Here is a 21,049-nt window from a genome sequence, read left to right as displayed (position 1 = left end):
TAGACAACGAAGCAAGCCTGTCCTTCGGCAGGCTTGCCACCCCGCATCCCGCCCAACGCAGGCGTGGGCAGAAGGGGGGGAGGCTGGGGAACAGCCAACAGCCAACAGCCAACAGCCAGCCGGGTCAGGGCTGGATCGGCGTGATCACCACGCCGGTGCCTGCGGGGGCGTCTTCGCCGCCGGGCAGGGCGGGCGTGGCGGGGGTGGCTTCCTGCACTGCGCGCTGGTCCGTGGGGCCCAGCGTGCCCTGGGTGAGGGGGATGTTGGGGGCGGGCAGGGCGGGGGTGCTTTCTATGATTTCCTCGCCGGGCGACAGGCCCGGGCCGGGTGGCTCCGTGGGCTCGGGTGCGGGTTCAGGGGTCGGAGCCGGCTCCGGGGTGGCGGGTTGGCCGGGCTGTGCGGGCGGCTGCTGGTCGGCCCACCAGCCCTGCATGCGTTCGCGCAGGCGGCCGACCATGTCGGACCACCAGTGGCTTTGTTCGGGTGGCTCGAAGCGGGCCTTGGCGTCGATGACGGGGCTGCGCAGGGCGCGGGACATGAAGTCTCCCACCATGGGCAGGGCGCTGCGCGAGCCCTGGCCCCAGCGGTCGCTGCGCAGGGTGATGCGCGCGTCGTTGAAGCCGGCCCAGGCGCCGGTGACGATTTCCGGGTGCATGAGGATGAACCAGCCATCGGCATTGCCCTGGGTGGTGCCGGTCTTGCCGGCCACGTCGGCGTGGATGCCGTAGCGCTGGCGCACGGCCACGGCCGTGCCTTTGTCCACCACGGCGCGCAGCATGTCCACCAGGGCGTAGGCGTGGCCTTCGTCCAGCGCGCGCTCGGGCTTGGGCGGGCTGAACTCGGCGATGACCTTGCCGTCGGCGTCCTCGATGCGCGTGACCATCATGGGTGGCAGCCAGCGGCCACCGTGGGCCAGGCTGGCATAGGCGTTGACCATCTCCAGCAGTGACACCGGGCTGCTGCCCAGGGCCAGGGCGGGAACCTCGTCCAGCGGGCTCTGGCGCACGCCCAGGGCGCGGGCCAGGCGTGCCACGCGGGCGGGACCCACGGACTGCATGACTTCGGCGGTGATGGTGTTCTTGGAGTAGGCCAGGGCGTCGCGCAGCGTCATCTCGCGGCCCGTGGGGGGCGTGGCGTCGGTGGGGCGCCAGACTTCGCCGCCGGCCAGCTGGATTTCCACGGGGCTGTCCACGCGCTTGTCGTCGGGGGTGGCGCCCTGCTGCAGCGCGGCGCCATAGACAAAGGGCTTGAAGGTGGAGCCGGGCTGGCGCCGTGCCTGCTGCACGTGGTCGTAGGCGTCCTGCGTGAAGTCGCGGCTGCCTACCCATGCCAGCACTTCGGAGGTGGCCGGGTTCAGCGCCACGAAGCCTGCCTGCACGCGGGTCTTGTCCTCGCGCAGCTGCTTCATGAAGGCCTTGTCGGCCAGCAGGGCCTTGAGGGTATCTTCCTCGCTGTCCTTGTCCGTTGCCTTGTCCTTGCCTTGGCTGTCCGCGCGTTTGCGCGCGGCACGCCAGGCGGGGGTCTCTCGCACGAGTTGCTGCACCAGCGGGTTGGAGGCGTTCCAGCCGTCGCGCTGGCTCCAGGCGCCATTGGCCACGCCCTGCAGCGTGCGCGTCTGGCGCGCCACGGCCTGGTTGGCCCAGTTCTGCAGGCGCGAGTCGATGGTGGTGTGCACCACCAGGCCATCGGTGTAGATGTTGTAGTCGTTGCGGTCGGCCCAGTCGATCAGCCACTTGCGCAGATGCTGCGCGAAGTGCGGCGCCATGCCCAGGGGCTCTTCCTGGCGCTCGAAGTTGATGCGCATGGGGCGCTTCTTGAGCTGGGCGAACTCGGCCTCCTGCAGCACGCCGCGCTTGACCATTTGCGACAGCACCGTGTTGCGGCGGTACAGCGCGCGGTCGGGGTTGAGCACGGGGTTGTAGTAGCTCGTGCCCTTGAGCATGCCCACCAGCGTGGCGCTTTCCAGCACCGTCAGCCGCGCGGCCGGCTTGTCGAAATAGGTGCGCGCCGCCATCTCTATGCCGAAGGCGTTGTAGAGGAAGGGCACGGTGTTCAGATAGGTCTCGAGGATCTCGTCCTTGGTGTAGAGCGCCTCGATCTTGAAGGCCGTGATCGCCTCCTTGAGCTTGCGGTTGAGCGTGGGCGCGCGGCCGATTTCGGTCGGGTACAGGTTGCGTGCGAGCTGCTGGGTGAGGGTGGAGCCGCCCTGCGGATCGCCGCGCAGCGTGTGCACCACCGAGCCCAGCGTGCGGCGCCAGTCCATGCCGTGGTGCTCGTAGAAGCGGTGGTCCTCGGTGGCGATCAGCGCCTTGATCACCGAGGGCGACATCTCGTCGAGCTTCACCCACTGCCGGTTGCTGCGCTTGAACTGTGCGAGCTGCTTGCCATCCGCGCTCATGATCTGGGCTGGCTGCTCCAGCTTGGCCTTGCGTATGTCGCGGATGCCGGGCGTGAACGGGATCAGGGCCAGCACATACAGCGCGAACAGCAGCGGCAGCGCAGCGGCGAACAGCAGCCATTCGCGCCGGGTGGGCCAGCGGTGCCACCAGGGCAGGGCCGCCACGCGCTGGCCGATGCGGCTGGCCAGCAGCCTTTGCCAGGCTGCGAGCACAGCGTCGGGCAGCTTCAAGTCATTGAAAGAAAAGCGCATATTGCAAGACGGCCCTGATGACAGGACATCAGGGCCGATAGGGCGGGACCATTCCGCGAAGGCTAGAGAATGCCCAAAAAAACGGCACCCCGCTCGCGCGGGGTGCCTTGCCTATGGGCCAAGCCCCGGTATTGTCGGGCTGGCGTGTACTGGCGGGAAGTGCTTATTTCTCCAGCCAGTCGGACAGCTCGTCCGCATGCTCCTGCTCCTGCTCCAGGATGGATTCGATCAGCCGGCGCGTGGTCGGGTCCTTGTCGCCGATCAGGTCGATCATCTGGCTGTAGGCCTCGATGGCCACGCGCTCGGCGATCAGGTTGGTGCGGATCATGGCCTTCAGGTCCGTCTCGCCGTTGTAGTCGGCATGGCTGCGCTGGGTCAGCGTCTGGGGGTTGAAGTCGGGCTCGCCGCCCAGCTGCACGATGCGCTGGGCCAGCTTGTCGGCGTGGGCCATTTCCTCGTTGGCATGGACCAGGAACTCGTCGGCGATGGCCGGCGAGGCCAGGCCCACGGCGGTGAAGTGATGGCGCTTGTAGCGCATCACGCACACCAGCTCGGTGGCCAGCGAGTCATTGAGCAGCTTGATGATGTCCTCGCGCCAGGGCCCGAAATGCGGGGTCACGGCGCCATCGTCCAGGCTGCGCTTGGCAGCCTCCAGGGCCTTGGGGTCCAGCGCCAGGTGGCCGTTGCCGGGGTTGGATTTGGCTTGCTTCGTGGGGGTGCTGTTGGTGTTCATACAGGTGGTCTCTTCATCGTGGGACGGAAACTACGGCAGGCATGCGCCTATGCGGCTTGTAAACACCTGCCAGCGAAACGGGACCAGGCGGGCCGCTGTGCCCGCCTGTTGCCTTCCAAGGTAAGTTTTTGGCCGCCTGCTGTCTGTGAGACAAGTCCGCATCCCCATGCCCGGCCAGCGCGCCCCCGGGTGTCCCGGCGCTACCATGGATGCTCCACTCCAGGAGCACCGCATGAATGACACCGCCGCCGCGCCCCGCTCGGCCTACGACTTCGAGGCCACCTCCATCACGGGCCAGGCCGTCCCCCTGTCGGACTACCGCGGCAAGGTGCTGCTCATCGTCAACACCGCCAGCGCCTGCGGCTTCACTCCGCAGTACGCGGGACTGCAGGCGCTGCATGAGCAGTACGGCGAGCGCGGCCTGGTGGTGCTGGGCTTTCCGTGCAACCAGTTCGGTTCCCAGGAAAAGGGCAGCGAATCGGAAATCGCCAGTTTCTGCGACCTGAACTTTGGCGTGCGCTTCCCGGTCATGGGCAAGATCGACGTCAACGGCGCCAACGCCCACCCGCTGTACCGCTGGCTCACGGCCGAGGCGCCGGGCGTGCTGGGCACCAAGGCCATCAAGTGGAACTTCACCAAATTTCTCGTCGGCCGCGACGGCCAGGTCATCCGCCGCTATGCGCCGCAGGATGCGCCGGCCAAGCTGTCCACGGACATCGAGGCCGCGCTGGCGCTTTGATGCGCTGACCGCGCCTGTCCATCAGGGTTTCACGCAGGGCCGGCAGCGCGGGCCGGCCGCACGCCATGATTAGCATGCTCCTTGACATCACAACAAGGAGACAACACCCGTGAAAGCCTTCCGCCGCACCGCCCTCGCCCTGCTCACTGCCTGCACCCTGCCCATGATTGCTACCAGCGCCGCCGCCCAGGACAAGCCCGTGGTCCAGTTCATCGCCACGGGCGGCACCATCGCCATGAAGATCGACCCGGTCAAGAACGCGCCCGTGCCCGCGATCTCGGGCGACGACCTGCTGGCCACCGTGCCCGACGTGGGCAAGTACGCGCGTATCCAGGTCAACAACCTGTCCAACGTGCCCTCCGACTACATGGACCCGGCCCGCTGGGTGCAGCTCACCCAGGCCGTACAGGCCGCGCTGGCCCGCCCTGAGGTGGCTGGCGCCATCGTCTCGCACGGCACGGACACGCTGGAGGAAACCGCCTTCTGGCTGGACCTGACCGTGCAGTCGTCCAAGCCCGTCGTGCTCATCGGCGCGCAGCGCAATGCCTCGGTGTCCGACTTCGACGGGCCGCGCAACCTGCTCAACGCCGTGCGCATCGCCGTGGACCCCAAGGCGCGCGACAAGGGCGCCATGCTGGCCATGAACAACCAGATCAACGCCGCGCGCTACGTTACCAAGACACACACGGCCAACGTGGAGACCTTCCGCTCGGGTGAATTCGGCTTTCTGGGCGAGGTCTACCCGGACCGCGTCAGCTTCGCCTCCGCCCCCGCGCGCCGCCAGCACCTGCCCATCCAGGCGCAGACCATGCCCGAGGTGGAGATCTTCCCCATGTACGGCGGCGCCAACGGCCAGGCCGTGCGCCAGGCGGTGGACCGTGGCGTCAAGGGCATCGTCATCGACGCCCTGGGCATGGGCAACATGAACGTCGCCATGCTCGATGCCGCCAAGTACGCCATCGGCAAGAACGTGCCCGTGGTCGTCAGCACGCGCGTGCACAACGGCCGCGTCATGCCCAGCTACGGCTTCGAGGGCGGCGGCAAGACCTCGTTCGAGGCCGGCGCCGTCATGGCCGACGACCTGCGCGCGCCCAAGGCGCGGATCCTGCTGATGCTGGCGCTGCAGTCCGGCGTGACGGGGCAGAAGGACCTGCAGGCGGTATTCGATCGATAGTTCGACCGACAGGCCGCCGCAACGCTGCCGCGCAGGCCCTGGCCTTGCGCGGCATTTCTGGCGGGGCACCGAGGTGGCACACTGGCAGCCCCATATGCCAACCAGGGCGCACCATGCAGGATAACGATCTCGAATACGTAGGCTTCTGGGCCCGCACCGGCGCCGCGCTGATCGACACCGTGATCCTGCTCGTGCTCATGCTGCCGGCCCTGATCTCCATCTACGGATGGGAATACCTGGAGTCCGAAAAACTGTTGCACGGCCCGGCCGATTTCGTCATCTCCTGGGTGCTGCCTGCCATTGCCGTCGTCATCTTCTGGATCAAGAAACAGGCCACGCCGGGCAAGATGCTCATCGCCGCCCGGATCGTGGACGCGCAGACCGGCGCGGACATGAGCACACAGCAGGCCGTCATTCGCTATCTGGCCTATTTCGTGTCCATCATCCCGCTGTGCCTGGGGCTGATCTGGGTGGCCTTTGACCCGCGCAAGCAAGGCTGGCACGACAAGATTGCGGGCACCGTGGTGGTCAGGCCCAAGCACCGGGGCGTGCAGCCGGTGAAGTTTCACTGATATCCATATCGCACTGCTCCAGCGCGCTGGCCGTTTGTGCCTCGGCCTGCTTCAACGCCTTCTGGCTGTCTGCCAGGCTGCGAGCAAGGCCCGCCCCGTGGCTCAATCCTCTTCCAACCCCGGCTCGTCCACCACGAAGCCCGAGCCGTCCTCGTCGCAGAACACGCATTGCTGCAAGAAGCTGTCCATGCTGCTGGCGTGGAACCAGATCAGGCCCTGGTCTTCGTCGCAAAGCATGTCGGTCTGCTCGTCCACGCTGGCGGCGGCAAAGCCGTTCAGTTCCATTTCTTCGAGGAACTGCTCCAGGTCCTCGCAGCCCGCAAACAGCTCATGGTCCAGGCTGCCGATGCGGCCCTTGAAGGCGCCGTGCAGCACTTCCACGAAGGGGTTGCCGCCGGGGTCATGGCCAATGACCATGAAGTGCGCGGCAAACAGGTTCTCGCGCTGGTGGTCCTCCACGTCGCAGTGCTCCGAGCCTGCGCGGAAGTGGTGCAGGGTGCGCAGCCAGGCGTGGTTGTCGCCGGTCTCGTCGTCGGCCTGCAGGTAGTCCTCGCGGTCGGGCGCCGCTTCGAGCCGGTCGAAGTCCAGGCCGTTCTGCGTGATCAGGAACTGCGCGTAGGCGTCGGAGAAGCCTTGCTCGGCCTGGTATTCGCGCACCGCCTGGGCGTCGGGCAGGGCCAGGCCGAAGGGATTGGGAAAGCGCACTTGCATGGAACGGTCCTTGAAAAGGAGTGAACGGCGGCCACGCAGGCCGTGCCCGCAGGATGGTGCAGGCGTTGGGAGGCAGTTTGGTGACAGTTCTGTATTGAGCTGCAGAGCAGAGCAAAGCAGTGGCACGCAATGACTTCCCATATGTGCGTTGAACCCAGGCCTGCCTGCTCACAAATTGCACAGGTCTCAGACGTATCCGAAAGCACTCATAGAGGCAAGTACCCGTCCACCAGCGCTTGCACCACGTCCGCTTGCAGTACATCCCGCCTGCGCTTGATGGCCTCTCGCTCGCGCAGGCCGGCCATCCATCGCTTGAACGCGACGAAGGTTGCCGGGTGGACGGTATGCATGCGCGCCATGGCTCCATTGCTGGCGACGATGACGGCTGAAAACGGTGGCGCATCCAGCAGCACGTTGGCACGCCTGGCCTGGGCCACCCAGAAGTCTTCCTCGGCGTCGCTGAGTTTGATGGGGTGGGGATCGTCTGCCACACGTTCGCGACGGATGATGTCCACTTCAAAACCGTCTTTGTTGACGGCCGTGTAGAGCTGGCTTTTGCGCAGGCGGAACGTGCTGTCCACCTTCTTCAGTACGCCGAGCATGGAGCTGTCTACGCGGGCGAGTTGCGTGGCAAATTGCAGCCGCTTGCGGGTATCCCACAACAGGTCCATGTCGCGCGTGGCCAGGGCATCTGCCTGTAGCCGCAAGCCGGCTGCTGCCTCGTACGCGTAAAGCGCATGCGTTCCTACCACGCGAAAGTGCGGACTCAGCCCGGTGATCGACAGACGGTTGAGCAGCTCCACCACCAGCGGGTCCACCCTGCCTACGCGCAGCGCACGATTCAGTCGCTGGTGCTGGGCCAATGCGGCCTTGAGCCCGGCCAAACGCTCGGCGCTTTCCTGTTTGCGCTGCATGAAGCGTTCATAGATGGCTTCGGTTTCCGGCGTGCGAAGACCGAGGCTGGTTTCGGCGCCCGCAGGCGTGGTGCGGATCAGGTAGCTGGATTGAGGAGACGACGCCGGACCCGCATGCCAATACATGCCACCGCGTACTTGAGCCCCTTCATCCCGGGCTTCTTCCAGGGCTTCGAAGGTGGATACGGCGTCTATGTACTGGCGGGCCGCTGATGGCTGGAGGTCTTGCATTTCGGTATTTTTTTGAGAATTTCTCTTTTATACCGAAATTCTTTTAAAAACAACAGCCTAAGAGATTTTGAAACGCTTCGGATCACGAAGAAACCACCAGCCTCGAATGCCCCACGCCACCGCCTTTCTCCACCCGCACCTGCACGGCGATGCGTTCCTTGAGCGCCTCCACGTGGCTGATGATGCCGATCATCTTGCCGCTGTCGTTGAGCCGGTCCAGCGCGGTGAGTGCGATCTCCAGCGTGTCGGCATCGAGCGTGCCGAAGCCTTCGTCGAGGAACAGGGAGTCGATGGAGGTCTTGTGGCTGACCAGGTCGGACAGCGCCAGGGCCAGGGCCAGGCTGACGAGGAAGGCCTCGCCGCCCGATAGCGTGCGCGTGTCGCGCGGGGTGTCGCCCTGCCAGCTGTCGACGATGTCCAGTTCCAGCTCGCCCTCGGGCTTGCGGCGCAGCAGGTAGCGGCCGTGCAGGCGCGACAGGTGGAGGTTGGCCAGGTGCAGCAGGTGGTCCAGCGTGAGGCCTTGGGCAAAGCGCCGGTATTTGTCCCCCTTGGCCGAGCCGATGAGGCCGTCCAGGTGCTGCCACAGCTCGCTGTCGCTGGCCTGGGCCGCAATGCGCTCGAACAGGGCCTGCTGGCCCTGGCGGCGGCCCTGGTCGTCGGCCAGCTGGGTGCGGACGCCGCCCAGTTGTTCGCTGAGTGCGTTGCGGCGTTCCTCCAGCGTTTGCAGGCGGGCCTGGATTTCTTCGGGCGCCGCCTCGGTCAGGGCCTGGGCCTGCAGTTGCGCGTGCTCGCGCTGTGCGGCTTCGAGCAGGGTGGCAGCGCGCTGTTGTGCCGCCTGCAGTTGCTGGCGCAGCGCGACCAGGCGCTGGCGTTCGGGTGCGGGCAGCAGGGCCTGCAGGTAGGCGGGTTCGTCGGCAAAGGGGCTGGTGCTCAGGGCGGCCTGCCATGCGGATTCGGCCTTGGCCGCTTCCTCGCGCTGGCGGGCCAGCGTGGCCTGGGCCTGTTGCTGCTGGCCTTGCAGGGCATCCTGCTGCCGCGTGAGAGCGGCGATGTCGCTGGCGCATTCGGCCAGGGCCTGCGGCAGCTGTTCCAGGGGCGGCAAGGGCAGGGAAGGCGGCTCTGCCACAGCCGTATCGACGGGATGGTGCTGCGCCGTTCTCTGCACCTCGCACTGTGCCTCCCACTGTGTTTCCGACTGCTTTTTCCAGCGCTGCGCATCGGCCTCGGCCGCCTCGCATTCCTTGCGCTGCAAGGCCATCGATTGGGCCAGTTGCTGCAGGTCGTGCCGGGCCTGCTGCCAGTGCTGCCATTCGGCTTCGCGCGCTTCAAGCCAGGGCTGGGCGTCGTCGGGCAGGGTGTGGCCGGCCTCGCCGAGCGAAGCCTGCAACTGCGCGTTCAGCGCCTGGGCTTCGGCCTGCAGGCCGGCGATGGATTGCTGCAGTTCTTCGCGGCGTGCGCTGTGGTCGGCCAGGGCCTGCTGCTGCAGCGCAAGCTGGCCTTGCGCGGTCTGCAGTGTCTGGCGGCTGTGCTGGGCGGCGTCCTTGGCCTGTTGCACGGCCTGCTCGCCTTGCTCGGCGGCCTGCACGGCGCGCTTGAGCGTGTCCAGCTGCCGGGCGCAGGCCTGGGCCGATGCGGCGAGGGTGTCGGCCTGTTGCCAACTGTCTGGCGCGAGTTGCAGGGGTTGCGTGAGGCCCTGCCATGTGTCGTTCCATGTGTCGTGCCAGCGTGCGATGTCCTGTTCCAGTTCGTCGGCCTGGCGCTGGCGCGCCGCCTGCGCGGCCGTGGTGGCGGCCAGCGTGGCGCGGGCGGTTTCGCCCTGGGTTTGCAGGGCGTCGAGTTCCTCCTGCTTGCGGCGCAGCGCGGCTTCGGTGGCCGAGGCGTCCAGCGCTTCGTAGGCGGCCACGGCCGGGTGCTCTTGCGCGCCGCACAGCGGGCAGGGCTGGCCGGGCTGCAGGGCGTGGCGGTGCTCGGACAGGCTTTGGATGCGCTGCTCCTGGGCCAGCAGCTTTTGCTTGTCGCGGACCTGTTCTCGCACGTCTATGTAGCGCGTGCGCAGGGCTTGCCAGGTGTCCGTCTGCTGCTGCGCCAGTGCTGTTCCTTCGCGCAATTCCCGGGCCAGTGTCTGTTGCTGGCGCGCAAGTTCGCGGCGCTGCGCGGCCTGGGTTTCTGCCTGGCGCCACAGGTGCAGGCGGTCCTGCTCTGCCTGCTCGCGCGCGCGCAGCTCGGCCATGCCGCCGCTGCCTTGAAGGCGCTGCGCCTGTTCGTCCTGCGCGTGCTGGAGTGCGGCGCTGGCGCGGGCCTGGGCATCGGTGGCGGCTTGGACCTGGGCCGCGCCGGCTTCGACGCTTTGCGCCATGCGGGCCTGTTCGGCATCCAGCTTGCGCAGGGCCTGCTGCTGGTGGGCCGCCTGCTGTTGCTGGCTGGCGCGCAGCTTGAACTGCTGGCGCCAGCTGCCCAGGCGCTCGCCCAGCAGGGCATGGGCTGCATGGTGGGTGCAGAACTGTTCCAGCGTTTGGTGCTCGGCCTGCTGGCGGGCCAGGGTGTCTTGCGCAGCCTGGGCCAGGCGGGCGGACAGGGCCTGGGCATGGCGGTGCTGCAGCAGCAGGCGTGTCTGGGTCTGCTGTTCGTGCTCGCGCAGTTGCTGCAGTTGCTGGCGGCTGTCATTGCAGGCGGCGGTGCTGCGCTGCCAGGCCTGGTGCAACGGCTGCAGCGCTTGAGCAGGCTCGTCGTTGGCCAGTCTTTCCAGTTCGGGCGTGGCCTGCTCCAGTGCCTGGGCGGCGTCTGCGCAGCCGGTGCGGGCGGACTGCAGTGTCTGGGTGGCCTGGGCCAGTTGCTGCTGCCATTGGTGCTGGGCCTGGGCGCGCAGGTAGTCGGCCTGCAGCGTGGCCTGCTCCGTCACCAGGCTGTCGGCCTGGGCATGCAGGGCATCGCGCGCCTCGGGCGTCAGCAACTCCACGCCATCGGCCTGGGCCTTGAGCTGGTCCAGGCGCTGGCGCGCATCGCGGGCGCGTTCGAAGACTTTCTGCGAGATGAGGCCGTAGATCTCGGTGCCTGTCAGCTCTTCCAGCAGGCCGGCGCGCTCATTGGCATTGGCTTGCAGAAAAGCCGCAAAGCCGCCCTGGGCCAGCAGCATGGACTTGGTGAAGCGATCGAAGTCCAGCCCCGTGATGGCGGCGGTCTGCTCGAGCTTGTCGCGCGTCTGGCTGCTGAGGATGCTGCCGTCGCCCCGGGCCAGTTCCACCTTGGGCGCCTGCAGTGCGCCATCCACCCTGTCGCGTGCGCGGCGCTGGCTCCAGAAGGCGCGGTAGACCTGTCCCTTGACCTCGAATTCGACCTCGGCCAGACAGTCGGCCGTGTGGCGCGTCATGAGGTCGTTGGCGGATGCCGAGATGGTCTTCAGGCGCGGTGTCTCGTGGTACAGCGCCAGGCAGATGGCATCGAGCAGGGTGGACTTGCCCGCGCCCGTGGCCCCGGTGATGGCGAACAGGCCGTTGCCCGCGAACGGTGCCTGCGTGAAGTCGATGCGCCATTCGCCCTTGAGCGAGTTGAGGTTCTTGAGCCGCAGCGTAAGGATCTTCATGCGCGGGCCTCCTCGCCGTGTTCGCCGGCGCCTGGGTGGGGCGCATCAAGCCCGGCCACCACCTCCTGGTAGCGCCGGGTGAGGGCCTGGGCCATGCCAGGCTCCAGTGTTTCCAGCGCCAGGCGGTGCTCGAAGACGTCGGCGGGGCTGATCTCGTGCAGCGACTCGCCAGCGGCGGCGGCCATGCCGGCCACCGCCCGGCCGCGCTGGCGCCGCACGCGCAGCAGTTCCACGGGCAGCTCGTCGGCCAAGGCCTGCACGCGGTCGGTGAGCTGGAGCAGGTAGTCGTCCTGCTCCACCACCACCTCCAACCACACGGGCCGTGCAGGGCTGCCGGCCTGGGCGGTGGCGCGCATCAGATCCGGCAAGGCGGTCAGGCTGCCTGCCACCGAGGCCATGGGCTGAAAGCAGGGAACGGGCAGCGGCGTGACGGCCTGCAGTCCTTCGGGGCCCAGGTCCACCAGCAGCATCTGCTTGGACTGGCGGGCCTCGTCAAAGCTCAGCGCAATGGGTGAGCCGCTGTAGCGGATGTGCTCCAGGCCGCCCACTTTCTGCGGCTGGTGGATGTGGCCCAGGGCCACGTAGTCGGCGGGCGGAAAGGCCGAGGTGGGGAAGGCGTCCAGCGAGCCCACATAGATTTCGCGCACGGACTCGCTGCTGCTGGCGCCCACGGTGGTGAGGTGGCCCGTGGCGACGATGGGCAGGCGCTCGCCGCGTGTGGCAGCCAGCGCATCACGGCGAGCGATGGCGGCGTCGTGCACGTTGCGGTAGCAGGCCTCGATGGCGGCCTGCAGCGCCTGCTGTTTTTGCTCGGCGCTTTGGCCCGCCTGGCTCAGCATCACGTCGCGCGGGCGCATGAAGGGCAGGGCGCAGACGATGCAGCCAGGCATGGCAGGCTGGCCCGGCCGGCGCCGCAGCGGCAACTCCACCACGTGGCTGGCCGCCTCGCCCACGGCGGCCACCACGGTGGTGTCCAGGCAGGCCAGCAGCGCGCGGCTTTCGGCCAGCGTGGCCACGGAGTCATGGTTGCCGCCCAGCAGCAGCAGGGCCACGCCCGCCGCGTGCAGGCGCACCACGAGCTGGCTGTACAGCTCGCGCGCATAGCTGGGCGGCGCGCCGGTGTCGAAGATATCGCCCGCGATGAGCACGGCATCCACCGCCTGGGCATCGACCTGCTCCAGCAGCCAGTCGATGAGCGCGGCATGCTCGGCCTGGCGGCTCTTGCCCATGAAGTGCTGGCCCAGATGCCAGTCGGAAGTGTGAAGAAGGCGCATGGTTTCGGTATCGCGGGGTCCAATGTCCGCCGGCTCTGGCGGGGGCGACAGTATGGTCGCTGGCGCGCATGGGTGACAGCAGGACGGCTTGCCGCAGCTAACATCCCGGTTCGCATCAACCAAGGAGACACAGGCATGTTCAGCCACGTCATGGTCGGGGTCAACGACCTCGAAAAATCCAAGCAGTTCTACGACGCATTCCTGGGCGCGCTCGGCATTGCGCCGGGCATGGCCAACAAGAACCGCTATTTCTACCGCAGCGCGGGCGGCACGTTTGCCATTTCCACACCGATCAACGGCGAGGCCGCCTGCCACGGCAATGGCGCGACCATCGGCTTTGCGACGCAGTCGCCCGAGCAGGCCGACGCGGCCCATGCCGCCGCCGTGGCAGCCGGGGGCGTGACCTGCGAGGATCCGCCCGGCTGGCGCGAGGCTTCGCCCGGTGGCCGGCTGTACCTGGCCTATGTGCGGGATCTGGATGGCAACAAGCTGTGCCTGTTGCATCGGCCGCCGAAGGCCTAAGTTTCTGACCGTGCCGGACGGTGTTTTTTCGGGGCTGGAGCCCTGACGTCGAAACGCCAAAATGCAAATAGCCGATGTGCCATAGCTGCACTCGGCTGTTTTTATTGCGATTGGCCAACGTGGTGCCGCGCCAGAACAATCACCATTGAAATGGCTTGAACTTGCATTTTGGGCAGTGCAATACCGTCTTGTCCCTGCCCTCCAGGAACAGCGCACCGCCCCGGAACTGGTTGATGCTCCAACTTCCACGGCTGCCATCGCTGAATGCGATTTCGCCGCTTGCATAGCAGGGCGACCAGTCTAGCGTGTAGTGTGCGTCGTTTTCGTTGGTGGTTTTTGCCTGTTGAAAATAACGGCGCACCTGGGAGATGGTCAGGACAAAGTTGGCGCAACTCACCGCTGGGTCTTTTTCGACGGGCGATTTGGCCGCGTTTTCCTGGATGGTGATCTGGCTGATCTTGGGAAGTATCAGTGGGCACAGTGGCGGCTCGAACTCTGAGCCTTTTGTGCATTGATTGGCGGCGGAGGCGGTGCTAGCCATAACAACTAGCAGGGGTAAGGTTAATAGTGATCTCACCATTTTGCTGAAATCGCTTCCGTAGGATTTTTTCTAGAGACTTCTGGGTGCCTGAAAACTTCGCTCATAGATATTCTTAGTGTCAGCGTTAATTCCGCGATAATCCACTGTAGTGCATTGTTCTGCTCGCTTGTAACGGCCTGATAAGTTTTCTTTTCGTCTGGTATGTTCCCGCCACGAGGAAGTGCTTCACCTACCAATTCAATGCCAATGCTGTCTTGGTTGGCCGGAAATCGTGCTGGAACCTTTTTCAGCATCTCGCGCTTGTTCTCTTGGGTTGGATTGAAGCGTTGCAACGATTTTAATTCAACTGGCGTGCATCGCTTTTCCAGTAAACAACGCGCTTTTATTTTGCCAATGTGCCATGTTTGTTTGTAAAGGGAAGCGGTTTGATATATTGTTCCATCTTTCTCTATCAGGAAATGTGCTCCATTTGCTGATGGGTTTTTGTAACTATCAATTGAAGACTGTGCTGTCGATCCTCCAGTTTGATGAACAATGATGCCATGAATTTCCTTCATTTCACCACGTTCAATGGTGGGTGCGATGGCTCGCTTTATAAGGGAGTGGATTGCTATTCCATTTCTATCAATTATTAGCATTTTAGTACCAATGATGTAGGCCTGCCGATGGCCCATGGGTGTTAATTTGGTATTTTGCTGGATATCGTAATTGCCGTTGATATGTTATCCATGATGGGTATTGAGTGGTTGGGTTGAATTTGTAAAATTATGCAATCCTGATCTTTTTGTCATATCTCGCAGTTTTTTAGATGTTTGGGCGGCTGTTGTTGTGATCTGATATGCAAATCAGTCTGTCTTGCGGAGTAGCAACTGTCTTGGCTTATGCGGGCGATCAAGAAATTGGTCGACAACCGGACAGGCCCGGCCTCGGAAAAAAGCATCACCCGGCAGGGGCAAAAAACACGCGTTCCCATACCCACTGCCCTCTGCGCCATACTCCCGCCCGAACGCGCCCACCGGGCGCTCACCCCCAAGGAGAATGCGTGCAATCAGCAAGTGACCAGTGGTTCGACGAGGCGTACTACCAGCGCTACTACTTCGACAAGAAGACCAGCGTGGTCGACACCGAGCATGTGAACCGGCTGGGCGCTTTCGTGTGTTCCTATCTGAACTATGTGCGGGTGCCGGTGCGCCGCGTGCTGGATGTGGGCTGCGGCATCGGTCTGTGGCGCGAGGCGGTGCAGCGCCACTTCCCCGGTGCCAGCTACCACGGCGTGGAGTTCAGCGAGTACCTGTGCGGGCGCTTCGGCTGGGAGCGCGGCTCGGTGGTGGACTATGCGGCGCATGATCCTGCAGAGCCCTTCGATCTGGTGATCTGCCAGGGCGTGCTGCCCTATCTGAGCCCGCCGGATCTCAAGCGCGCGCTGGCCAATCTGGGGCGGTTGAGCCGAGGCGGTCTGTATGTGGAGGCAGTGGCGCGCGAGGATTACGAACGCGGCGTGATCGATGAGGATCTGACCGATCCGCGCCTGTTCCGCCACCGGGCCGATCTGTACCGGCGCGGGCTGGCCGAGCATTTCAAGGAACTGGGCGGCGGCGTGTGGCTGAGCCGCCGCGCCGAGCTGCCGCTGTTCGAGCTGGAAAGCGTGGGATGAGCATGGAGCTGCCTGACCAGGCTCCGGCGTCTCCGGTGCCCCTGTCCTATTTGCGTGGCGTGGATTCGGGCGTGGCGCCGCATGCGGTGTCGCGCCTGCGCACGCAGCGGCTGGCGCGCAGCACGCGGCCGTTCCTGTCGCGCGGCGGGCCGCGTGGTGAGCGCTGCGAGGGTTGCCGGCTGCGGCCTTCGCACTGCATCTGCGCGCTGCGGCCCATGCTGCCGACGCGGGCAGGCTTTTGCCTGCTGATGCACGATGCCGAGCCGCTCAAGCCCAGCAACACGGGCTGGCTGATCGCCGATGTGGTGGAGCAGACGCACGCCTTCGGCTGGGCGCGCACCGAGGCCGATGCGGGCCTGCTGGCGCTGCTGGCCGATCCGCAGTGGCAGCCCTATGTGGTGTTTCCGGGCGAGTTCGTACAGCCGCCGCATCGCGTGGTGCACACGCTGCCGGTGCCCCAGGCCGCGGTCGTGCCGGGCCAGGAGCGGCGCCCGCTGTTCATCCTGCTGGATGCGACCTGGCCCGAGGCGCGCAAGATGTTCCGCAAGAGCCCTTACCTGGACCGCTTTCCGGTGCTGAGCCTGCACCCGGATCAGGTCTCGCAGTACCGCCTGCGCCGCTCCCAGCGCGAAGACCACTTCTGCACCAGCGAGGTGGCCGCCCTGTGCCTGGAGCTGACGGGCGATGCGGGCGACCGGCGCGCGGGCCGCGCGCTGGAGAGCTACCTGGCGCTGTTCACCGAGCACTATCTGCGCGCCAAGAACCAGCAGCCGGTGCAGGCAGACAGTGCCGCGCACCGGGGTCTGCAGGACGCCGTCTCATCCCGCTGTACGCCTGAAGAATAAAAACGATAGCGGTAAACGCTTGTGTTCATTGGGATTGGCGTCGTTTTGTTCCAAATTGTTGACGGCACATCCATCGCCCAGGCCCGGTGCGCGCCGGCGGCTTCACGGGGTGGAATGGGCCAGGGTGCAGCGGCGCCAGCACAAACCTCCTGTTACGTTCTGGCTGCAGGGCGCCTCCCATACTCGCGGCGTGCGAAGAAAGGCGGATGGACGGCAGGGCGGGGGCATCGGATCCCGGGCTGAATGTCCATCGAACCTCGTCCCCGGGCGGTGATGGCTAGAATTGGATTTCGCTGAAATTCATCGGCCTGGCCCCGCTCAAGCGGGGCTTGTTCGTGCACGCAGGGCTGCCCGTCGAGGTGGCCCGCATCCTCAGGGCGCGCCGCACCGCGGCACGCGGATTGCTGTTCACCGCATCCGCCGGGAACCTTGGGACGTGCCGTCTCTCTTATCGCGCTGGACCATGCGTTGCACCCTTCGGGGCCGGCTGCGCCATGGCCGCGTGCTCCATTTTCTTGGGGTTTGTTCATGGCTCGGGGCCCATTGCTCCGGCGTTGGAAAGGTGTCCGGTTTTGGTGGTCAAGGATTTCAAACTGCGCTACAACCCCGCCCTTGACGGGCTGAGGGGCGTGGCGATCCTGTTGGTGATCTTGTCGCACTCCCATGCGCCTCTGTTTGATGGCGCGTTCTTCGGGGTCGACCTGTTTTTCGTGCTCAGCGGCTATCTGATCACTTCGCTGCTGCTGATGGAAAACGATTCCGAGGGCCGCATCGGCTTCTGGCGCTTTTACCGCCGCCGCTTCTTCCGCCTGATGCCGGCGCTGGCCCTGTTTCTGGCCGCGTACTGCATCTTCGCGCCCATGCTGTGGCCGGACCTGAACGACATCTACTCCGATGCGCTGGTCTCCATCCTCTATCTGGCCGACTACGGCATCGCCTTCTTCGACAGCCCGGACACGCTGCTGCACATGTGGTCGCTGTCGGTGGAGGAGCACTTCTACCTGATCTGGCCGCCGCTGCTGGTGCTGCTGCTGCGCTTTTCCAAGCCGGGCCGCCTGTGGCGCCCGATTGCCCTGCTGTGGGCGCTGAGCTGGCTGTGGCGCGTGTACTGGGTGGACCAGGGTCAGCACTTCTATGAGATCTTCTTCCGCTTCGACACCCGCGCCTCGGGCCTGTTCGCCGGTGCGCTGCTGGCGGCGCTGATGATCGAGCGCCCGGACTTCATCGCTGCGCTGAAGGCGCGCATGCACCACGCCATGTGGGTGCCGCTGGCCGTGCCGCTGTTGATGGCGCTGCAATGGGACAACCAGGACGCCATGGTCTGGGGCATCACCGTGGTGGAGTGCGCGGCCGTTGTGCTGCTGGTGGCGGTGAGCCAGGGCTCGGGCCTGGTCTACGACATGCTGTCGTCGCCCATGCTGGTGAAGCTGGGACGCCTGTCCTATGGCGTCTATCTCTGGCACTACCCGGTGGTGCGCTATCTGCGCGCCGACTTCTCGTGGCCCGTGGTCGTGGTGCTGGGCCTGGCGATCTCGGTGGTGCTGTCGGCGCTGTCCTTCTACACCATCGAGCGCTGGGCGCTGCGCATGCGCGATGGCGAGCGCAAGGGCGGCGAGCGCCAGCCGCAGGCGCAGCCGGCCTGAATGCCGGCAGGGCGCCGAAAGCAAAAAGGGAACGTTGGCACGTTCCCTTTTTTTGTGGGTGAAGGAGATCTGCTGCGCTCTCAGAACCCTGCGCCGGGCTGGGACAGGTACTGCAGTTCCTCGGGCGTGCTGGTGCGGCCCAGGATGGCATTGCGATGCGGAAAGCGGCCATAGCGCACGATGACGTCGCGGTGCCGGTGGGCGTAGTCCAGCGTGCCGGCCAGGAACTCGCGCACGCCCTCGCCGCCAGTGTCACCGGCCTGGTCGGCCAGTGCCTGGAAGGCGGCCACGCTGCGGTCCTGCAGGGCCAGGTCCTCGGCATGCTCCAGCGGCAGGTAGCAGAAGATGCGGGCCACGGCGGGCAGGTCGGCATGCCGGTCATGGCCCTGGGCGATGCCGTCCAGCGCCAGCTGCAGCGCCTGCGGGTCGCCCGCAAAGCTGCGCGCCGTGCCCCGGAACAGGTTGCGCGTGAACTGGTCCAGCAGCACGATCAGCGCCAGCCTGCCCAGCGCCGTGCCGGCCCAGGCGTCGAGTCGGCCGGCCAGCGCGTCTTCGACCAGGGCACCGAAGCGCTCGCGGATCTGGTTGTCGGTGGCCTCGGACTTGATGAACCACAGGTTCTTGCAGGCCAGGGCGCTTGCATTGTCGGGGCGGGTGGAGCCCAGCCAGTAGCCGAGCACGTCGGCAATGCGGGGGTCTGCGGCGGAGGAGGGTGCAATGCTGGTCATCGGGGGCCCGTGTCTGGTCGGATGAGGAAAGCTTCGATTGTGCAGGCGGTGGCGGGCCGAGGCTGTGGATGGCCGGTTCTACGCAGATGGATAACAGTTTGTGCAGAGGTTTTTCCAGCCAATATGCACAGATTTTTCAAGAGGATTTCTATTGGTTATCAACAGGTGGTGTCATTGATTCCATTGGAGGTGCTTGAAAATCAAGCGGCAAGGGCATCAAGATTGCTTTCGGCAATACTGCGGAATTCCCCGGAGATGCGCGCATCCTGCGCCACGGCCCGCCAGAAGCGCCGCGCCAGTGCCTGGGCGCACGGCCATTCGGCCAGCGTGGCGGCCGTGGGGCGCGGGGGCTGGGCGCTGAAGTCGCGCTCCACGATCTCGCCATTGATGGGCATGTAGAGCATGGGCAGCATGTCGTAGGTGGGCGACAGCGCCCAGTCGCCCTGCGGCTGCGGCAGCACGAAGGAGATGTTGCCGTAGTGCCGGTCGGTGTTGGCGATGAGTTGGCCGTAGGCCTCGAGCAGGCGCAGGCTGCGCGCATCGGTCTCGGTGATGAGGCCACGCGCTGCCAGGCGGCTGGCCGTGGCGGCCCAGTTGTCCACCTCGCCCACGTACTGGGCATTGAGCACCTGCAGGGAGACCATGCCTATGCGTCCGGGGTTGCGGTCCGGCGGCGGTGCGCAGCCCGGCTCGGGCTGGCTGCGATCGAAGCGCTCCGATTCGAGAAAGGCCCGGCCGCCATCAATGAAAAGCCGCGTGCGCGCGGCGGGCAGGCCGTCTTCGGCCAGGGTCTGCAGCGCCAGATGCTCGCAGACCAGCAGGTCGCGTATGCGCTGCTCGGCCGGCGCGTCGCCTGCCGGGGAGAACTTGACGATGACGCTGCGCCCGGCCGTGGTGCAGCAGAACTTGGGCTGCTCGCCGCCCGCCGACGAGCCCGGATGCGTGCCCTGCATGGCCTGCATGGCCAGGCGCGAATACTCGGCCGGCGACTCGGCGCGCAGCGCGCGGGCGGGCAGGGTGTGGAAGCGCTCGAACGCGGCTTCGCCCACGATGAGGTTGCCCGGCAGGTCCTCGCCGAAGCGGGCCAGGGCGCGCAGCACGTCGTCCTCGCCCCATTGGCGCGGGTCGCCGCCCAACTGCAGTTCGGGATGGCTGTGCGCAAAGGTGCGGCCGATGAAGCCCTGGGGCCGCATGTCGTCCAGGAACCAGGGCAGGCCGTCGTGCTGCTCGCTGAGGCCATCGGCCTCGTCCACCCAGAAGCCGCCGCCGTGCAGCGCGATCATGCGGCCGAAGGGCGATGCGTGGCCTTCGGTATCCACGCGCATGATGGCCACCTCGGCGCCCACGCCCGTCACCTGGCGCGGCAGCACATAGCGCTGCGTGCGCGCCGCACCCACCTTGCGCACCTGGCCCGACCGGATCAGCGGCGCCAGCGCGCGCGACACGGTGGGCTGGCTCACGCCCAGCATCTGCTGCAGCTCGCGCGCCGCCAGCGCACCGCCCTGGCGGCGCAGTGCCGCCAGTATCTGGGTGGAGAGGTCTTCCAAGGCCATGGGAATCAATTGATGAATGAATAAAAATAGGGGGTAATTTATTAAAAATCAATGATTTATGCAAATCAATGAATGAATATATGAATAGATTCATGCGCCGGTGGAGGGCCGTGCCCAAGGCCGCGGCAAAGCTGGGCGGGCGGGAGGGCCGGCCAGAAGGATTGGGTGATGTTTCCGTACGGGTGGCGGTACTGCCTATGTCTGATGGGCGCTCGCTGTGAAGCGCCTTCGCGCAGGTGCCGGGCAACACCCACTGCAGGGACAGGGAATAGCCCCTGGCGGGACAATGCCGATCTCAAAAAACATAGCGCCATGCGTATGGCATGCATGGCGCTTCAGGGTTTCGTGTCGGGCTTTCTGGGGCTTGTGCTGTCGTGATGAATCGCCGCTTTTTGTTGATGGTCCTGGCCGCGGGCTGCAGCCTGGCTGCGACCGGATGTTCGGGAAAGTCCGGGCCTGGAAATGTCTCGATTTCGCGGCAAAGGCTGCAGGAGGTGGTGGCCCAGCGCTTTCCACGGCAATTCCCCGTGGCCGGCATGCTGCAGCTCAAGCTGCATTCGCCGGTGCTGGGATTGCTGCCCGAGCGCAACGCGCTCAATGCGGTGTTGCAGGCCGATCTGTCGGGACCCGTACTCAAGCAAGCCTATGGCGGCCATCTGAACCTGGACTTCGCGCTGCGCTACGAGCCCACGGACCGCACGCTGCGCGCCCACCAGATCAAGGTCAACAGCCTGGTCATCAACGACCTGGCCCCCGCCATGAGCGACATGATCACCACCTACGCCAGCGCCCTGGCCGAGCAGGCGCTGGGCCAGCTCGTGCTCTACCAGCTGCAGGACAAGGACCTGGCCCTGATGGACTCTCTGAACATGGAGCCCGGCGCCATCACGGTGACGCCGGACGGCCTGAGCGTGGCCCTGGTCCAGAAGCCCGTCGCGCCGCGCTGAGAGCTGCGCCGGGCGGGCGGTGCACGGTTCAGCCGTGC

At 65.9% G+C, this 21,049-nt stretch carries 18 protein-coding genes; 8 read left to right on the top strand and 10 right to left on the bottom strand.

Going from position 1 to position 21,049, the window contains the following annotated elements; translation table 11 throughout:
- Nucleotides 1-124: 124 nt before the first annotated feature.
- The gene (locus tag HFGMBDPB_RS08295; protein WP_212645195.1) at nucleotides 125-2,650 is read right to left on the bottom strand and encodes a penicillin-binding protein 1A; all 2,526 of its coding nucleotides are present in this window, start codon (nucleotides 2,648-2,650) and stop codon (nucleotides 125-127) included.
- Nucleotides 2,651-2,813: 163 nt separating this feature from the next.
- Nucleotides 2,814-3,383: a ferritin-like domain-containing protein gene (locus tag HFGMBDPB_RS08290; protein WP_016449875.1), complete on the bottom strand. Its 570-nt coding sequence runs from the start codon at nucleotides 3,381-3,383 to the stop codon at nucleotides 2,814-2,816.
- A 232-nt stretch (nucleotides 3,384-3,615) separates the two neighbouring features.
- Between HFGMBDPB_RS08290 and HFGMBDPB_RS08285 the strand changes: the two genes are divergently transcribed.
- The 3 genes from HFGMBDPB_RS08285 (at nucleotide 3,616) to HFGMBDPB_RS08275 (ending at nucleotide 5,868) form a co-directional block, all read left to right on the top strand.
- The gene (locus tag HFGMBDPB_RS08285; protein WP_212645194.1) at nucleotides 3,616-4,122 is read left to right on the top strand and encodes a glutathione peroxidase; all 507 of its coding nucleotides are present in this window, start codon (nucleotides 3,616-3,618) and stop codon (nucleotides 4,120-4,122) included.
- Between the two features lie 109 nt (nucleotides 4,123-4,231).
- Nucleotides 4,232-5,296, top strand: coding sequence for an asparaginase (locus HFGMBDPB_RS08280; RefSeq protein WP_016452086.1), 1,065 nt, complete (start codon nucleotides 4,232-4,234; stop codon nucleotides 5,294-5,296).
- 113 nt (nucleotides 5,297-5,409) lie between these two features.
- The gene (locus HFGMBDPB_RS08275; protein ID WP_212645193.1) at nucleotides 5,410-5,868 is read left to right on the top strand and encodes an RDD family protein; all 459 of its coding nucleotides are present in this window, start codon (nucleotides 5,410-5,412) and stop codon (nucleotides 5,866-5,868) included.
- Nucleotides 5,869-5,970: 102 nt separating this feature from the next.
- Here the strand turns inward: HFGMBDPB_RS08275 and HFGMBDPB_RS08270 are convergent, their stop codons facing one another.
- The 4 genes from HFGMBDPB_RS08270 to sbcD all read right to left on the bottom strand — a co-directional run bounded on the left by HFGMBDPB_RS08270 (nucleotide 5,971) and on the right by sbcD (nucleotide 12,578).
- On the bottom strand, nucleotides 5,971-6,579 hold the full coding sequence (locus HFGMBDPB_RS08270; protein ID WP_046988673.1) for a hypothetical protein: 609 nt from the start codon (nucleotides 6,577-6,579) through the stop codon (nucleotides 5,971-5,973).
- Nucleotides 6,580-6,785: 206 nt separating this feature from the next.
- A complete protein-coding gene (locus HFGMBDPB_RS08265) occupies nucleotides 6,786-7,724 on the bottom strand; it encodes a GSU2403 family nucleotidyltransferase fold protein (protein WP_026062422.1) in 939 nt (312 codons plus the stop codon).
- 82 nt (nucleotides 7,725-7,806) lie between these two features.
- Nucleotides 7,807-11,304, bottom strand: a complete 3,498-nt coding sequence (locus tag HFGMBDPB_RS08260; RefSeq protein WP_212645192.1) for an SbcC/MukB-like Walker B domain-containing protein — start codon at nucleotides 11,302-11,304, stop codon at nucleotides 7,807-7,809.
- Nucleotides 11,301-12,578, bottom strand: coding sequence for an exonuclease subunit SbcD (sbcD, locus tag HFGMBDPB_RS08255; protein ID WP_212645191.1), 1,278 nt, complete (start codon nucleotides 12,576-12,578; stop codon nucleotides 11,301-11,303). The genes HFGMBDPB_RS08260 and sbcD overlap by 4 nt, the downstream gene beginning before the upstream one ends.
- 135 nt (nucleotides 12,579-12,713) lie before the next feature.
- On the opposite strand from sbcD, the gene HFGMBDPB_RS08250 reads away from it, so the two are divergent.
- Nucleotides 12,714-13,100, top strand: a complete 387-nt coding sequence (locus tag HFGMBDPB_RS08250; RefSeq protein WP_012202828.1) for a VOC family protein — start codon at nucleotides 12,714-12,716, stop codon at nucleotides 13,098-13,100.
- Between the two features lie 139 nt (nucleotides 13,101-13,239).
- Here HFGMBDPB_RS08250 and HFGMBDPB_RS08245 read toward each other — a convergent pair whose 3' ends face one another.
- Both HFGMBDPB_RS08245 and HFGMBDPB_RS08240 read right to left on the bottom strand, forming a co-directional pair.
- Nucleotides 13,240-13,641, bottom strand: a complete 402-nt coding sequence (locus HFGMBDPB_RS08245) for a hypothetical protein (RefSeq protein ID WP_016449868.1) — start codon at nucleotides 13,639-13,641, stop codon at nucleotides 13,240-13,242.
- Nucleotides 13,642-13,673: 32 nt separating this feature from the next.
- Nucleotides 13,674-14,315 carry a peptidoglycan recognition protein family protein gene (locus HFGMBDPB_RS08240; protein WP_212645190.1) on the bottom strand — a complete coding sequence of 214 codons (642 nt, stop codon included), beginning with the start codon at nucleotides 14,313-14,315 and terminating at the stop codon, nucleotides 13,674-13,676.
- A gap of 368 nt (nucleotides 14,316-14,683) precedes the next feature.
- Between HFGMBDPB_RS08240 and HFGMBDPB_RS08235 the strand changes: the two genes are divergently transcribed.
- The 3 genes from HFGMBDPB_RS08235 (at nucleotide 14,684) to HFGMBDPB_RS08225 (ending at nucleotide 17,783) form a co-directional block, all read left to right on the top strand.
- The gene (locus tag HFGMBDPB_RS08235; protein WP_016449866.1) at nucleotides 14,684-15,295 is read left to right on the top strand and encodes a class I SAM-dependent DNA methyltransferase; all 612 of its coding nucleotides are present in this window, start codon (nucleotides 14,684-14,686) and stop codon (nucleotides 15,293-15,295) included.
- Nucleotides 15,292-16,140 carry a tRNA-uridine aminocarboxypropyltransferase gene (locus HFGMBDPB_RS08230; RefSeq protein ID WP_212645189.1) on the top strand — a complete coding sequence of 283 codons (849 nt, stop codon included), beginning with the start codon at nucleotides 15,292-15,294 and terminating at the stop codon, nucleotides 16,138-16,140. Before HFGMBDPB_RS08235 ends, HFGMBDPB_RS08230 begins: the two co-directional genes overlap by 4 nt.
- Before the next feature lie 494 nt (nucleotides 16,141-16,634).
- Nucleotides 16,635-17,783, top strand: a complete 1,149-nt coding sequence (locus tag HFGMBDPB_RS08225) for an acyltransferase family protein (RefSeq protein ID WP_016449864.1) — start codon at nucleotides 16,635-16,637, stop codon at nucleotides 17,781-17,783.
- Between the two features lie 80 nt (nucleotides 17,784-17,863).
- Here the strand turns inward: HFGMBDPB_RS08225 and HFGMBDPB_RS08220 are convergent, their stop codons facing one another.
- Both HFGMBDPB_RS08220 and yjjJ read right to left on the bottom strand, forming a co-directional pair.
- Complete coding sequence (locus tag HFGMBDPB_RS08220; RefSeq protein ID WP_034366891.1) at nucleotides 17,864-18,511, bottom strand: DUF924 family protein; 648 nt, start codon at nucleotides 18,509-18,511, stop codon at nucleotides 17,864-17,866.
- A gap of 200 nt (nucleotides 18,512-18,711) precedes the next feature.
- Entirely contained in the window at nucleotides 18,712-20,064 is a 1,353-nt protein-coding gene (yjjJ, locus tag HFGMBDPB_RS08215; protein ID WP_212645188.1) for a type II toxin-antitoxin system HipA family toxin YjjJ, read from the bottom strand.
- A 497-nt stretch (nucleotides 20,065-20,561) separates the two neighbouring features.
- Here yjjJ and HFGMBDPB_RS08210 point away from each other — a divergent pair, with 497 nt between their 5' ends.
- Nucleotides 20,562-21,011, top strand: a complete 450-nt coding sequence (locus HFGMBDPB_RS08210; RefSeq protein ID WP_223275342.1) for a DUF1439 domain-containing protein — start codon at nucleotides 20,562-20,564, stop codon at nucleotides 21,009-21,011.
- Nucleotides 21,012-21,049 lie beyond the last annotated feature (38 nt).

Source organism: Delftia sp. PE138 (assembly GCF_018320755.1).
GTDB classification, from domain to species: domain Bacteria; phylum Pseudomonadota; class Gammaproteobacteria; order Burkholderiales; family Burkholderiaceae_C; genus Comamonas; species Comamonas tsuruhatensis.
The sequence above is the reverse complement of the archived record's forward strand: the minus strand, read 5'-3'. Positions and strand labels throughout refer to the sequence as shown.